The organism is Corynebacterium sp. 2571A, assembly GCF_055700935.1.
Genome location: NZ_JASTTE010000004.1, coordinates 165,919 through 179,909, shown reverse-complemented (window position 1 = coordinate 179,909; position 13,991 = coordinate 165,919). Strand labels below are relative to the sequence as shown.

At 65.9% G+C, this 13,991-nt stretch carries 16 protein-coding genes; 6 read left to right on the top strand and 10 right to left on the bottom strand.

Annotation, left to right across the window (positions count from 1 at the left end):
- The first annotated feature begins 94 nt into the window (after positions 1-94).
- On the top strand, positions 95-664 hold the full coding sequence (locus QQS53_RS09560; protein WP_070768031.1) for a TetR/AcrR family transcriptional regulator: 570 nt from the start codon (positions 95-97) through the stop codon (positions 662-664).
- On the opposite strand, the gene QQS53_RS09555 is transcribed toward QQS53_RS09560, so the two are convergent.
- From QQS53_RS09555 to QQS53_RS09535, 5 genes are all read right to left on the bottom strand, one after another.
- On the bottom strand, positions 661-1,911 hold the full coding sequence (locus QQS53_RS09555) for an ATP-binding cassette domain-containing protein (RefSeq protein ID WP_472775603.1): 1,251 nt from the start codon (positions 1,909-1,911) through the stop codon (positions 661-663). The genes QQS53_RS09560 and QQS53_RS09555 overlap by 4 nt on opposite strands.
- Positions 1,902-2,669 carry an energy-coupling factor transporter transmembrane component T family protein gene (locus QQS53_RS09550; protein ID WP_472775692.1) on the bottom strand — a complete coding sequence of 256 codons (768 nt, stop codon included), beginning with the start codon at positions 2,667-2,669 and terminating at the stop codon, positions 1,902-1,904. The genes QQS53_RS09555 and QQS53_RS09550 overlap by 10 nt, the downstream gene beginning before the upstream one ends.
- A 27-nt stretch (positions 2,670-2,696) precedes the next feature.
- On the bottom strand, positions 2,697-3,437 hold the full coding sequence (locus tag QQS53_RS09545; RefSeq protein WP_472775691.1) for an ECF transporter S component: 741 nt from the start codon (positions 3,435-3,437) through the stop codon (positions 2,697-2,699).
- A 194-nt stretch (positions 3,438-3,631) separates the two neighbouring features.
- Positions 3,632-4,636 (bottom strand): nucleoside hydrolase, encoded by a 1,005-nt coding sequence (locus QQS53_RS09540; RefSeq protein ID WP_472775690.1) that lies wholly within the window; start codon positions 4,634-4,636, stop codon positions 3,632-3,634.
- A 181-nt stretch (positions 4,637-4,817) separates the two neighbouring features.
- A complete protein-coding gene (locus tag QQS53_RS09535) occupies positions 4,818-5,498 on the bottom strand; it encodes an NAD(P)H-binding protein (protein WP_472775602.1) in 681 nt (226 codons plus the stop codon).
- A gap of 88 nt (positions 5,499-5,586) precedes the next feature.
- Here QQS53_RS09535 and QQS53_RS09530 point away from each other — a divergent pair, with 88 nt between their 5' ends.
- On the top strand, positions 5,587-5,856 hold the full coding sequence (locus tag QQS53_RS09530; RefSeq protein ID WP_290221813.1) for an ACT domain-containing protein: 270 nt from the start codon (positions 5,587-5,589) through the stop codon (positions 5,854-5,856).
- Positions 5,857-5,871: 15 nt separating this feature from the next.
- Positions 5,872-7,236 (top strand): PFL family protein, encoded by a 1,365-nt coding sequence (locus tag QQS53_RS09525; RefSeq protein ID WP_070768026.1) that lies wholly within the window; start codon positions 5,872-5,874, stop codon positions 7,234-7,236.
- Between the two features lie 237 nt (positions 7,237-7,473).
- Here QQS53_RS09525 and QQS53_RS09520 read toward each other — a convergent pair whose 3' ends face one another.
- Positions 7,474-7,725 (bottom strand): hypothetical protein, encoded by a 252-nt coding sequence (locus QQS53_RS09520; RefSeq protein ID WP_472775601.1) that lies wholly within the window; start codon positions 7,723-7,725, stop codon positions 7,474-7,476.
- A gap of 318 nt (positions 7,726-8,043) precedes the next feature.
- Between QQS53_RS09520 and QQS53_RS09515 the strand changes: the two genes are divergently transcribed.
- The 3 genes from QQS53_RS09515 (at position 8,044) to QQS53_RS09505 (ending at position 10,027) form a co-directional block, all read left to right on the top strand.
- The gene (locus tag QQS53_RS09515; RefSeq protein WP_472775600.1) at positions 8,044-9,333 is read left to right on the top strand and encodes an inorganic phosphate transporter; all 1,290 of its coding nucleotides are present in this window, start codon (positions 8,044-8,046) and stop codon (positions 9,331-9,333) included.
- A gap of 5 nt (positions 9,334-9,338) precedes the next feature.
- Positions 9,339-9,629, top strand: coding sequence for a hypothetical protein (locus tag QQS53_RS09510; RefSeq protein ID WP_472775599.1), 291 nt, complete (start codon positions 9,339-9,341; stop codon positions 9,627-9,629).
- Between the two features lie 140 nt (positions 9,630-9,769).
- Positions 9,770-10,027 carry a hypothetical protein gene (locus QQS53_RS09505; protein ID WP_472775598.1) on the top strand — a complete coding sequence of 86 codons (258 nt, stop codon included), beginning with the start codon at positions 9,770-9,772 and terminating at the stop codon, positions 10,025-10,027.
- A 132-nt stretch (positions 10,028-10,159) separates the two neighbouring features.
- Here QQS53_RS09505 and QQS53_RS09500 read toward each other — a convergent pair whose 3' ends face one another.
- The 4 genes from QQS53_RS09500 to QQS53_RS09485 all read right to left on the bottom strand — a co-directional run bounded on the left by QQS53_RS09500 (position 10,160) and on the right by QQS53_RS09485 (position 13,986).
- Positions 10,160-11,791, bottom strand: a complete 1,632-nt coding sequence (locus tag QQS53_RS09500; protein WP_472775597.1) for an ABC-F family ATP-binding cassette domain-containing protein — start codon at positions 11,789-11,791, stop codon at positions 10,160-10,162.
- 93 nt (positions 11,792-11,884) lie between these two features.
- The gene (locus tag QQS53_RS09495) at positions 11,885-12,292 is read right to left on the bottom strand and encodes a metal-sulfur cluster assembly factor (RefSeq protein WP_070768020.1); all 408 of its coding nucleotides are present in this window, start codon (positions 12,290-12,292) and stop codon (positions 11,885-11,887) included.
- Positions 12,292-12,741: a Fe-S cluster assembly sulfur transfer protein SufU gene (gene sufU / locus QQS53_RS09490; RefSeq protein ID WP_290221825.1), complete on the bottom strand. Its 450-nt coding sequence runs from the start codon at positions 12,739-12,741 to the stop codon at positions 12,292-12,294. The genes QQS53_RS09495 and sufU overlap by 1 nt, the downstream gene beginning before the upstream one ends.
- Complete coding sequence (locus tag QQS53_RS09485) at positions 12,742-13,986, bottom strand: cysteine desulfurase (protein WP_472775596.1); 1,245 nt, start codon at positions 13,984-13,986, stop codon at positions 12,742-12,744.
- Positions 13,987-13,991 lie beyond the last annotated feature (5 nt).

The window sequence follows — 13,991 nt, the reverse complement described above, 5'->3', positions numbered from 1 at the left end:
CCGTCCCCTCTCCTTGTCCACCGGTAGCCGGTGTTAGCGCTTCACGCGTGCATTTTCCTGTCCACGTCCACCCCACAGAGCAAGAGGTCACAACATGCCCATCGTCAGCGATAGCGAACTCAATCGGCGCCGCCACGACATCTTGATAGGCGCTCGGCGTTGCTTCGCTGAGCATGGTTACGAAGGTGCCACCGTGCGCCTGCTGGAGGAGGCGACCGGCAAGTCCCGCGGCGCTATCTTCCACCACTTCGGTGATAAGGAGTCGCTGTTTTTGGCCCTGGCCCGCGAGGACGCCGCCCGCCAGGCGGAGGTCGTCGCCCGCGAAGGTTTGGTCGAGGTCATGCGGAACATGCTCAACCAGCCGGAGCGTTACGACTGGCTGGCCACCCGCCTGGAGATCATCTCGCTGCTGCGCACGGATGCCTCCTTCCGGGCCCGCTGGAAGGATCACCAGTCCATCCTGGATGACGCGGTGCGCCAGCGCCTCTACTCCAATGCGGAGAAGGGCCGGCTGCGCGACGACGTCCCCGTCGAGACCCTCGTCATCTACCTGGAGACCTTCATGGACGGTTTCATCAACCGCCTGGCCATGGGTGATACCCAGCGGCTCAGCAGCGTCCTCGATATCGTCGAGCACTCCATCCGTAAGGACGGCGTCGACTAGCTGAGGTCTCCCCCAGCCCGCCCGAGCCACAGTTCGTGTACGGCCAGCCCCGCAGGCAGGTCGTGCACGAATTTTTCGTTATGGCAGGTCAGTAGCACCGCCGAACCATTGGCGGCCGCCCGCGCGATAAGCCCGCCGACCAACTGTCGGTACTCGGGCGCGAGGTAGGTATCCGGCTCGTCAAAGATGGCCACGCGTGCTACTCGCCGGGCCGTGGCTAAAACCTGCACCACCCGCAGCTGAGAAACCGGCAGGTCGAGCGGGTGCGCCTGCGGGTCCACGCCCAGCCGCGCGCAGGCCTGCTCGGACCCCAGCATCGCCCGCACGGTCGGGGCTGCCACCTGGTCGAAAGGCGACTGCAGGCAGGCCGCGACCGAGTCACACACCGGCGCGTGCCCGTCCAGGCCGGCCAGCGCCCGCAGCAGCGTGGTCTTCCCGCTGCCATTGTCCCCGCGCACCCACAGGACTTGGCCGGGCACGAGGTCGAAGCCCACCGGACCGACCCGGAAACCCGAGCCGGTGGCCCGCTGGAACTGCCACCAGCGCCGCCGGCCCGCCCCGCGCCGCACAACCAGGTCCCGCACCGCCAAGCTTTCCCCGACCGGCGACGGCACCGGCGCTGGTCCTGGCGCCTGCCCCGCCTGCGGCTTCGGCTCCTTGTGCTCGGCTATACCGGCCGCTTCCAGCTCGAGGCCCTGCACCGCAGCTGCTAGATCGGGCGCGTCTGCCGCCAGGTCGATGCTGAGAACTTCGCCGCCCAGGTCTTCTTCCGCGGCGTGGCTAACCGTCACCACCCGGCTGCCTCCCAGGGCGTGGAGGAGCTCGACGATGCCGGCGCGGGACGCCCGGTCCAGCCCCGCCAGCGGTTCGGTCAGCACGACTGCTGCCGGGGAGACGATGGTCAGCGCGGCGATGGCCAAGCGGCGGGCCTGACCGCCGGATAGGCGCAGCGGATCGCGCTCCGCGTGATCGCTAAGCCCTACCTGCGCGAGTGCTTCCCTGCAGCGGCGCTCCATCCGCTCCCGGGGCCAGCTGGCGTGCTCCAGCGGGATGGCCACTTCCTCAATGACCGTGGAGCGCAGACCGGAGATATGCACCTGCGGATCCGCTCCTAACACCGCCCGGGTCTCCAGCGCGGCGGAGACCGTCTCGGCGACGTCCTCGGCCTGGTGGGTAGCGGGCACCACCACCTGCACGAGCGGCGCGGACGACTCCCGAACGTGGGCCGCTACCTGGGCTAAGTCCATAGCGACCACCCCACGACGGCCAGGCCCAGGCACGCGACTGCCCAGCGGAAGGCCCGTTGCCCGCGGCTATCCGGCACCGGGCGGAGCACCGTACGCGGGCCGGCCTGGTCGAAGCCGACGGCGGTCAGCGCCTTGGCTTGCGCGGTGGCTTGGTACAAAAGCAGGGAGACCACCGGGCCGATATACCGGCCCGCCAGGTTCCGCCACCCGGGCCTGCGGCCGTCCAGGAGGTTGGCGTCCCGCACCACGCCGACGACCCGGGTGCCCCGGGGCAGCAGCTGGAGCGAAGCGCCCACGATATAGGCCACCTTGTGGCCGGCCTGAGAGGCCTGGATAGCCTTGGCCACGTCCGACACGGTGACACAGGCAACCGCGGCCAGCACCACCGCGACGAGCGCGAAAAACCGCAGGGACAAGGCCCCGGCCAGTGCCAGCCCGTCGCGGGTGACGAATGCAAAGAGCTGGTCCTGACCGTGCGGGGCATGGATAGCCACCATCGACAGCGCCGCGGGCAAAGAAATGACGCAGGTCGTCAACGCAACCGCTAGCCCGCGGCCAGTGACGGCGCCGGCGACAAGCGCGAGCAGCAGAACCACCACGGAGACCACCGGGTGGTTCAGCGCGATGACGAGCAACCACGCCACCGCGGCGCAGGTGGCTGGTGTAGCCGGGTGCAGCCTGCCGCGTAGCACCCCGGCCGGCGCGCCCTCGCCGCCACTCATGCCCATGTCCGCAGTCGGGACCGCGTCCGTGCCCATACCCACTCTGGACCGTCTCCCCGGCCGCTAGGACTTCGTCTCGGCGGCCGGGCGCGGCTGCACTGCCGGGCGCAGGCGCTGGAGGACTCGTTGCGGCAGCGCTTTGACCGTCAGGGCGACGAGGAAAAGGACGACGATCTTGTCGAGCGGGTCGGAGACCAGCGACTGCATGGTCACTGAAGCCAAGAGGGAATTGCCTAATTCGCGGAAGACCGAGACTAAGGCCCCGGTCCCCAGCCCGGCCGTGCCGCCGTAGACGAAGGCCGCCACCGGAGCGGCGAGCATGCCGCTGATGATGCCGATGATGGCGCCGGCGACCACGATCCGCCAGATGCGCTGGAGGGCGCCGCGCTGGATGGCCCACCCGGCCATCCAACCCGTGACCGCCGACACCGCCGCAAACGGCAAGGCGGCCGGGTTGATAAAGCCCCAGACCACGGAGGACAACGTGCCGGTGGCCAGACCTGCCACCGGGCCCAGGAGGGCGGCCATCAGAACGGTACCCAGGGAATCCAGGTAGAGCGGCACGCCGATTGAGCCGATGAGCTCACCGATGACGATGTTGATGACCAAGCAGACGGGGATGAGGGCGATGGCCCCGGCGGTCAGGGAGGGCAACGCGCCGGCGAGCAGCAGCGCTGCCCCGCCGAGATAGCCGGCCAGGGTGATAAACGCCTCGGGGCTGCCGGCCACGGACTCCCAATCGGTAGGCCGCAGCAGGACTAGGTAGATCCAGGTCCCGGCGACGACTAAGCCGCCGGCTACCATCAGGGCGCGGCGGCCGGCGCTGAGCTTAGCCGGGCCGGGGTTTCGCGGCCCGGAAGAATCAGCAAATTGAGCGGACTTCGAAAACAGCGGAGACATAGAAATTGACCACCTGCGGGGTTGGTAATGGGGAGGAAAGCACGGCGGGCGCCGCGCTGCCTGCTCTATGTCACCTCGAGCCAGCACACGTACGCGGGCTATCTTAGCGTCTTCGACTCCTGCGGCCCGAATTGGGCTAGCAGCCGCCAGCCCCGCTCCAATTCCGCGTACGCGCCCTCGATGTCTATCGCCCTGACCAGGGAAGCGTTGGCATCGCGGCCCCAGTGCCCGCGCAGATCCGCCACGCTCGTGCCCCGCAGCAGCGGGCTGTCGACCTCGACGTCCATGGTCGTGGGCACGGCATCGTAGCCGCAGGCGCCCAGCGCCACGATCGCAGTCACGGCGTCGTGGACTTGGGCCTGGTATCCCTCGCCTTGCGCGTCGTGGAACTCGAAGTAGAACCGGAGCATCTCGAGCATCGCCTCGGCCAGGTCCGCGTCGGCAAGCACGCCTGCCAACCGCGCGGCGCGCTCCGGGGTGATGAGGAATTGCTCGGTCACCTGCAGCGAGCACAGCACCACCGGCGGCAGCTGGGCGCGGAAGAAACGGTGGGCGGCCAGAGGGTCCACCCAGAAATTCCACTCGGCGGTGGGCGTGGTGTTGCCGCGGTAGTTAACGGCCCCGCCCATGACGGTTACCTGGCGAAACTCCGCGAGCTTGTCCCACTGTGCCGCGTTCGTCAGCGGACCGGTCACGATGAGGTCTACCGGCGATGCCGGGTCCAGGCACTGCTGCCACAGCTCCCGCCACGACAGCCGCGGCGCTACCCCGTCGGCTAGCTGCGCGTCGAAGTGCCCTAGGCCGCTGGGCCCGTGGGTCTCCGGGGTGGTGACCAGCTCGCGGTCGGCGGGGCCGGCCTCCCCCACGCCCACGGGAACCTCGGGCAGCCCGCAGGCGTCCAGCAGCCAGCGGGCGTTGAGCGCCGTCTGCTCAGCGCTGGCGTTGCCCCCCGTGGTGCTCACCCCGACCAGCTCGATTTCCCCGGCCTGGTGCCGCCCGGCCAGGTACAGGATCGCCACGGCATCATCGATGCCGGGGTCGCAGTCCAGCAGGACCCTGCGCGGCCCCTGCCCCGCCGCTGCATTCACTGGATCGTCCACCATCTCGTCTCCCACGCCACCTCAGTTGTCTTCTCCCCGTCTACAGTCTCCGGAGTCTGCACGGCCCTCAAAATCTCCAGAGTCTCCAGAGTCTCCAGGGTCTCCAATGCTTTTGGAAATCTCCACGGTCTGCGAAGTCCGTGGGCCCGACAGGATCTGTGAAGCCTACGGACTTTCTCCCGTTCTAGGCGATCTCGCTGAGTGCGCCTTCGCCGTCGATGAAGGAGACCGGGCTGTGCGGAGTCTGCTCGCGGGTGACGACTTCCGCGATGACCGCGGCCACTAGTTCGCGGGAGGTGTGCTCATCGGTGGAGGTGGCAGGCTGATCGGCGACGAGCTCGATGCCCGCGGCCGGTTCGTCGCTAAGCACTGCCGGTCCCAGGATGACGTAGTCCAGGTCGGTGGAGTTCAGGTAGTCGTCCACGGCCTTCTTGGCCAACGAGTAGGTGTAGAGGTCGTGATCCGGATCGAATTGGGCCTGCGTCGCGCCCTTGTAGGAGACCATGACGTAGCGCGGGACCTTCGCGCCCTGATCGCGCAGCTGCTCCAGGCCGTGGATGCTGGCCAGCGCGGCGTCCTGGTCGACGTCGATGGTGACCTGCTCGCCGCCGCGGCCGCCGTTGCCGGCGGACCAGACCACCGCGTCGAACTGGGTCTCCAGCTGGGCCCAGTCCTCCACGGTCAGTTGGGTGACGTCCGCCAGGTACGGCGTCGCCCCCAGCTTTTCGATGTCGGCCTGCTGCTCCGGGTTGCGGATGAGCGAGGTGACGTCGGCGCCGGCCTCGCGCAGCTTCGGAGTGGCGAGCTGGGCGACCTTGCCGTGCCCGCCGATGATGAGGACCTTGGGTTTATGGTTGACAGTCATAAGCCCCACCGTACCAACGTGAGGCGAATTACCTTGCCGATTGTGCCCATTGCCCCGCCACCTGTGGAGTGACAGATACAATAGGGGCATGTTTGCGATTATGACCGTGACCGGTGTGGATTCCACCGGTATTGTTGCCTCCGTGTCCACCCAGCTCGCCGAGCTCGATGTGAATATTGTTGATATCTCCCAGACGTTGATGTCGGGCTTTTTCACGATGATCCTGCGGGTCGAGTTCGATGATTCTGCCACCTCTATTGCCGAAATCCAGTCGAAGATGGACCCGGTCGCGGAGGCGAAGAAGCAGTCCATTCGCATCCAGTCCGAAGAACTGTTCACCACCATGAACGAGGTCTAAGGAGAGTCTGGATTCATGGTTAACACGTTCAACACTCACCGGGTCCTCGAGACCATCGAGATGATCGACAAGTACCGCCTGGACATCCGGACGGTCACGATGGGCATCTCCTTGCTCGGCTGCACCCGCCCCACGATGTCCGCCACCGCCGAGGCCGTCTACGACCTGGTCACCCAGCGCGCCGAGCGCCTGGTCGAGGTCGCCCGCGGTATCGAGACCGAGCTGGGCATCCCGATTGTCAACAAGCGCATCTCCGTCACCCCGGTCTCCCTCGTCGTCGCCGGCGTCGACGGCAACCCCGTCGAGGTCGCTGAGGCCCTCGACCGCGCCGCCAAGGAAGTCGGCGTCAACTTCGTGGGCGGCTATTCCGCCCTCGTGGAAAAGGGCGCCACCTCCGCGGAGAAGAAGCTCATCGACTCCATCCCGGAGGCCCTGTCCACTACCGAGCTCGTCTGCTCCTCGGTCAACATCGCCTCCTCCCGCGCCGGTATCAACATGAACGCCGCCAAGCGCATGGGCGAGGTCATCAAGGAGTCCGCGGAACTGACCCGCGACAACTCCGCCATCGCCTGCGCCAAGCTGGTGGTCTTCGCCAACTCCGTGGGCGATAACCCGTTCATGGCGGGCGCTTTCCACGGCATCGAGGAGCCCGACTGCGTGGTCTCCGTGGGCGTTTCCGGCCCCGGCGTGGTCGACCGCGCCCTGGGTTCGCTGGAAGGCGCGACCCTCAACGAGGTCGCCGAAGAGGTCAAAAAGGCCGCGTTCAAGATCACCCGCGCCGGCCAGCTGGTGGGCAACCTCGCCGCGGAGCGCCTCGGCGTCCCCTTCGGCATCGTGGACCTGTCCCTGGCGCCTACCGCCGAGCTGGGCGACTCCGTCGCCCACATCCTCGAGCACATGGGCCTGGACCAGGTCGGCACCCACGGCACCACCGCTGCGCTGGCGCTGCTTAACGATGCCGTCAAGAAGGGCGGCATGATGGCCTGCTCCCGCGTCGGCGGCCTGTCGGGTTCCTTCATCCCGGTCTCCGAGGACAAAGGCATGATCGACGCGGTCAAATCCGGGGCCATCTCCATGGACAAGCTGGAGGCGATGACCTCCATCTGCTCCGTCGGCTTCGACATGATCGCCCTGCCGGGCGATACCTCTGCCACCACCATCGCCGGCATGATCGCCGACGAGGCGGCCATCGGCATGATGAACCATAAGACCACCGCGGTACGCGTCATTCCGGTCCCCGGCGCCCAGATCGGCGACGAGGTCAACTTCGGCGGCCTGCTGGGCTACGCCCCCGTCATCCCGGTCAACACCGTGGGCAACTCCCAGTTCATCAACCGCGGCGGCTTCATCCCCGCCCCGGTTCACGGCTTCCGCAACTAGGAGCCATTCCCCTATTCCGCCTGGTCCCCGGGGTCAACCGCCTTATAGGCGCCCACCCTGACCAGGCAGAGCACCCCGCCCAACCCGGCCAGCCCACAGGCGACCGGGGCCGGCGGGGTTTCTAGTAGGAAAAGCACGCAGCCCCATGACCCGCGCGGAGATAGAAAGGGCCGCTCCCCGAACGAAGAAAAGTGGCAGCCCGGTCGAAACCAGGGCTGCCACTAAGTGCCCTACGTTCTAACGGCGTCGGATGCCGCCGAGGAGGAAGCCGGCGGGGCCGAACGTGCCGATGACGGCGGTGATGATGGCCCAGAGCCACTTCGGTCCGCGGATTTTGCGGCTGGGCAGGTGGTAGAGGTAGTGCCACGCGGTCGCCTTGAGGACGCCGTCCAGGACGAGGGCGGCGATAACACCCTTTTGCTCGGCTGAAGAAAGCTGCGACCAGCGCTTGTTCAGGTCGCGTTGGCACTTATCCCACGAACAGGCCATGGTTGACTCCTTTTCCTGCGTCACGGTAGGCGCAAAGTAGTGAAATGTTTTCCCCTATTTTAGTGTTTGCTTCGGGAGAATTCGGGGCTTTAGATGTTGCGTTAGCCACCTCCGGCTAGGGGGAAGCAAGCATTAAGGTTAACGTCGGGTTAACTCCATGCGACCTAGGATTTAATTTAGTGTGACAATTTAGATAGGTCCATGAACTAAATTGTTTAAATTTCCAGGCAGGAGTAAAGTTTCGGACCGTCCGCGACGCTTGGGCGCCGCAGATGCACTCTGTACTACTCAAATCATGCACTGCAAGGGGCCGACACTGTGACAGCGACTCTGATTATCCTGGCGATCGTGGTGATTACCGCCATCGCGTTTGACTTCACCAATGGTTTCCACGACACGGCCAACGCCATGGCGACCTCCATCGCCACGGGAGCGCTCAAGCCTTTTACCGCGGTAGCAATCTCCGCGGCACTGAACCTGGTGGGCGCGTTCCTCTCCGTTAACGTGGCCGCCACGGTGGCCAAGGGAATCGTCAACCTGGACTCCTATGACCTTTCTGGCGCTGGCACCGGCGGCGTGCCGGCCGACGGGCAGGCACTGCTGATGGTGGTCTTCACCGGCCTTATCGGCGGCATCCTGTGGAACCTGTTCACCTGGCTGCTGGGAATGCCGTCGAGCTCCTCCCACGCCCTGTTTGGCGGCCTGATTGGCGCGGCGTTTGCCGCCATGGGCTCCGGCGGCGTGGAGTGGTCCTCCATCGCCGGCAAGATCATCATCCCGGCCCTGGCCTCCCCCGTCATCGCCGCTCTCGTTTCCGCCTGCGCCACCGCCCTGGTCTACTGGGTCACCAACACCATCCCGACCAAGGTCAAGAACGAGCACTTCCGCCACGGCCAGATCGTCACCGCCTGCCTGGTTTCCCTGGCACACGGTGCCGGCGACGCACAGAAGACGATGGGTGTCATCTTCCTGGCCCTGGTCGCCGCCGGCGAAACCTCCGCCGAGGCACGCATCCCGACCTGGGTCATCTTCGCCTGTGCTATCGCCATCGCAGCCGGCACCCTTTCCGGCGGCTGGCGCGTTATCCGCACCCTGGGCAAGGGCTTGGTCGAAATCGAATCCCCGCAAGGCATGGCCGCTGAGGCAACCTCGGCCGCCATCATCCTGACCTCCGCCACCGGCGGCATGGCGCTGTCCACCACCCACGTGTCCACCGGCTCCATCATGGGCACCGGCATCGGTAAGCGCGGCGCCGACGTCCGCTGGGGCGTGGCCATGCGCATGGCTGCCGCCTGGCTGATTACGCTGCCCTGCGCCGCTTTCGTCGGCTTTGTCAGCTGGTGGCTCGCCCACGGCGTGTCCGCCTTCTCCTCGCTGACGGTGGGCGCCATCGTCGACTTCGTCCTGTTGGTCGCCATGGCAGCCCTCATCGTTGTCCGCTCGCGCATGAACCCGGTGGATGCCTCCAACGTCAACGAAGACTGGGACAAGGACGCCGAGTCCGTCGACTCCTCCATGGCGCGCGTCAAAGAGCCGGTCCCCGCCCCCACCGCGGCCGCTGAGCCGGTCGCCGCCTCCGATTCCGCTAGCCCGCAGGAAGGTCGCTAAACGCCATGACCGTCACCGAGATTTTCCAATCCATCCTTCACGTCGCCGGCCTTGCCCTTCTCTTCGGCGCCGGCATCCCCCTCCTGTTTTCGCTCGGCATGCGCTGCATGACCGGCGATCCCATCCGCAACGCCGACGGCGTCGTGGTGGACGACACCCCGGCAAGCCCGCAGATGAAGGTGCTTGGCTGGACCGTCTACGCCGTTCTAGCCGCCGTCATCATCCTGGCCATCGTCTGGATTGCCCGCGACACTATCTCCCACTACTTCGGCATGGAGCTCTTCGGCGGCCTATAAACACTGGTTCGTGATTCCAAACACATTCAAGGTGAACAGAAAGTAAACTCCTAGTTACCTAGGGGTTGCTTTCGCAGTATGGGCGTCCTACAATTGAGGCATCAACAAAGAGACGATCCGTATTCACGTGGAGGTGAATCATGAAGACGACAATGCGCACCATCCTGGATGGCATTGCTGATACGTTCAAGGATTCTCTCACCGGTACCGGCGTGGATACCATTTCCGCTACCCCGGTCGACGCTGCGGTGGCAGAATACTTGGTCGAGGCCGACTCGACCCCGGCAAGCACGAAGGAGGCCGCCACGGCCTTCGAAGTTATCGCCGGCCACGCCCCCGATACCGACGAGATGATTCAGCTCGAAGCATTCCTGCTGAGCTTCGGTTGGCTGCGCTAAGCCCAACCGCCCAAAGACGCACCGCCGCGGCTGCCTGCATGGCAACCCGCGGCGGTGCTTTTTGTCTCGAGCCTCCCCCTCTTCCCCGCCACCTGGCCACACGGCTGGCAGGGGGCGTAAGCGTTAAGGCGTTTAGGCCAGCTCGACGATCTCCATGTACTCGTCCGACCACAGGTCCTCGTCGCCGTCGGGCATAATGATGACGCGCTCGGGTTCAAGGGCCTTGACCGCACCCGGGTCGTGGGTCACGAGGACGACGGCACCGGTGTAGGTGCGCAGGGCGTCGAGGACCTGTTCGCGGGAGATCGGGTCCAGGTTGTTGGTCGGCTCGTCCAGCAGCAGGACGTTGGCGCGTGAGGAGACCAGCGTGGCCAGGGCCAGGCGGGTCTTCTCACCGCCGGAAAGCGTGCCGGCGGGTTGCTCCAGCTTGTCGCCGGAGAACATGAACGCGCCCAGCAGACCGCGCAGGTCCTGCTGGCCGGCCTCCGGGCAGGCCTCGATGGTGTTTTCCCACACGGTCTTGTCGCCATCGATGGTGTCGTGCTCCTGGGCGAAATAGCCGATCCGCAGGCCGTGGCCGCTGACGATACCGCCTTCGCCGTCGGTGCGCTCCACCCCGGCCAGCAGCTTAAGCAAGGTGGTCTTGCCCGCGCTGTTGGTACCCAGCACCACCACGCGGGAGCCCTTGTCGATGGCCAGGTCGACGCCGGCGAAGACCTCCAGGGAGCCGTACATCTTGGTCAGCCCCTTGGCGTTCATCGGGGTCTTGCCGCAGGGCGCGGGCTCCGGGAACTTGATGCTGGCGAACTTGTCGCTCACGCGCACCTCGTCCAGCTCGTTCATCATGCGGTCGGCGCGGGCGAGCATCTGCTTCGCGGCCGCGGCCTTCGTCGCCTTCGCGCCCAGCTTCGCGGCCTGCTTGTGCAGCGCGGCGGCCTTCTTCTCCGCATTGGCGCGCTCGCGGCGCCGGCGGGCCTCGTCGGTAGCACGCGCGTCGAGGTACTTCTTGTACCCCATGTTGTAGACGTCGGCCTCGGCGCGGACCGCGTCCAAAAACCAGATCTTGTTACAGACGGCAGCAAGAAGCTCCACGTCGTGGGAGATCATGATGAGGCCGCCCTCGTGCTTAGCCAGGAAGCCGCGCAGCCAGGTGATCGAGTCCGCGTCTAGGTGGTTGGTGGGCTCGTCCAGCAGCAGGGTCGTGTTCGACTTGCCCGCTCCCGCGGTGGCGGAGAAGAGGATTTGAGCCAGCTCCACGCGGCGGCGCTGGCCGCCCGACAGGGTCTTGAGCTGCTGGTCCAGCACGCGCTGCGGCAGACCCAGGTTATCGCAAATCTGGGCGCACTCGGCCGCGGCCTCGTAGCCGCCCAGCGCCTGGTAGCGCTCTTCCAGGCGCGAAAACTTGGCGATTGCCTTGTCGCGCTTGTTGTCGTCGTCCGTATTTTCCATGATGTGCTGCTGCTTTTCCATGGAGCGCTGGATTTCATCCAGGCCACGGGCGGAGAGCACGCGGTTGCGGGCGGACTGATCGATGTTGCCTTCGCGGGAGTCCTGCGGCAGGTAACCGATGGGCCCGGAGGTGGTCACCGAACCGCCATAAGGCTCCGTCTCCCCCGACAAAATGCGCATCGTGGTGGTCTTGCCGGCGCCGTTGCGCCCGATCAGCCCGATACGGTCCCCCGGCTGGACGCGCAGGTGCTGCCCCGGGGCGTTGAGCAAAGTGCGGGCGCCGACGCGAACTTCCAAGTCATTGGTAACAATCACAACCCGCTAGTCTATCAACTTCCGCGCAGCACAAAGCCAGGCCCCCTGGGCGAGCAGGGGAACCTGGCCAAGTGTGAGAAAACGGAGACTAGCCTAGACGGCGAACCCGAGGGCCTGGAGCTGTTCGCGCCCCTCCTCGGTGATCATGTTCGGACCCCACGGCGGCATCCAGACCCAGTTGATTTCCAACTGGTCGGCTACCTTGTTGCCCACGACCGCCTGCTCGGCCTGTTCGGCGATGATGTCGGTCAACGGGCACGCCGGAGAGGTCAGTGTCATGTTAACGACGGCCTTTTCCTTGCCCTCGTTTTCTTCCATCCAGATCTCGTAGACCAAGCCGAGGTCGACGACGTTGATGCCGAGCTCGGGGTCGATGACGTCGCGGAGGAACTCAGCGACGTCGTAGGCCTTCGCGATCTGCTCCTCGGTCTGCTCGGGGCGCTCGCGGCCCCCGTCGAAGCTCGAGGACTCGTTCTGGTACGGGTCAGTGGGCTGGGTCATTAGTGCTCCAATTCGTTGAGTGCGTCGCCTGCAGCGGCTTGGAATGCCTTCCAGCCTAGCAACGCGCATTTGACTCGGGCTGGGTATTGAGAAACCCCGGCGAAGGCCACGCCGTCGCCGATGATTTCGTCGTCGCCCTCTTCCTTGCCGCGGGAGGTCACCATCTTCTCGAACTCGGCGAGCTTCTGGTTTGCCACCTCCAGCGGCTGGCCCACGATCTCCTCGGCCATGACCGAGGTCGAGGCCTGCGAAATCGAGCACCCTTCCGCGTCGTAGGAAATGTCCTCCACGGTCTTGCCGTCCTCGGACAGCTTGACGCGCAAGGTCAGCTCGTCGCCACAGGACGGGTTCACGTGGTGAACCTCGGCCTGGTGGCCCTCCCGCAGGCCCTTGTACTGAGGGTTCTTGTAGTGATCCAGGATCACCTCTTGGTACATCGAATCCAGCATCTACACCACTCCAAAGAATTCTTGCGCCTTCTTGATGGCGGCGACCAGCTGGTCGACTTCTTCGCGCGTGTTGTACAGGTAGAAGCTCGCGCGGGCCGTGGACTGCACGCCCACCGCGCGGTGCACCGGCCACGCGCAGTGGTGACCCACGCGGATGGCGACGCCCTGGTCATCGAGCACCTGGCCCATATCGTGCGGGTGCACGCCGTCGACGAGGAAGGAAATGGCCCCGCCGCGGCGATCCGCCGTCTTCGGCCCCACGATGGTCAGGCCGTCGATCTGGTTCAGCTGCTCCAACGCGTACTCGGTCAGTTCCCGCTCGTGGGCCTGGATGTTGTCCATGCCGATCTCGGACAGGTACTTGACCGCCGCGCCCAAGCCGACGACCTGGCTGGTCATCTGGGTACCGGCCTCGAAGCGCTGCGGCGGCTCCGCAAAGGTGGTGCCTTCCATCTTGACGACCTCGATCATCGAGCCGCCCGTCAAAAACGGCGGGAGGGCCTTCAGGTGCTCGGCCTTGCCGTAGAGCGCGCCGATGCCGGAGGGCCCGCACATCTTGTGCCCGGAGAAGGCGGCGAAGTCCACATCGAGCGCGTGGAAGTCGACCGGCATGTGCGGGACGGACTGGCACGCGTCCAAGACGGTGAGCGCTCCCACGGCCTTCGCGCGGGAAACAATCTCCGCGACGTCGGCGACGGCACCCGTCACGTTGGACTGGTGGGTGAACGCGACCACCTTGACGGACTCGTCCAGCTCCAGGGAGTCCAGGTCGATCCGGCCGTCCTCGGTGACCGAGTACCACTTCAGGGTGGCGCCGGTGCGCCGCGCCAGTTCCTGCCAGGGAACCAGGTTGGCGTGGTGCTCCAGCTCGGTGATGACGATGGTGTCGTCGGCCGTGACGGCCAAGTCGCCGGCGCGGTCGTCGCCTAGGACGTAGGCCACCTCGTTGAGGGCCTCCGTCGCGTTCTTGGTGAACGCGATCTCGTCTCGGTCGGCGCCCACGAAGGCGGCGATAGCCTGGCGGGCCGACTCGTAGGCGTCGTCAGCTTCCTCGGCCAGCTGGTAGGCGCCGCGGTGGACAGGTGCGAAGGTGTGCAGGACGAAGTCCTCCTCCGCCTTCCACACAGGCAGGGGCCGCTGCGAGGTCGCCCCGGAGTCGAGGTAGACCAGCGGCTTATCCCCGCGCACGGTGCGGCTTAAGACGGGGAACTGCGCCCGAATAGCTTGCGTATCTAGTGCTGACATAGTCT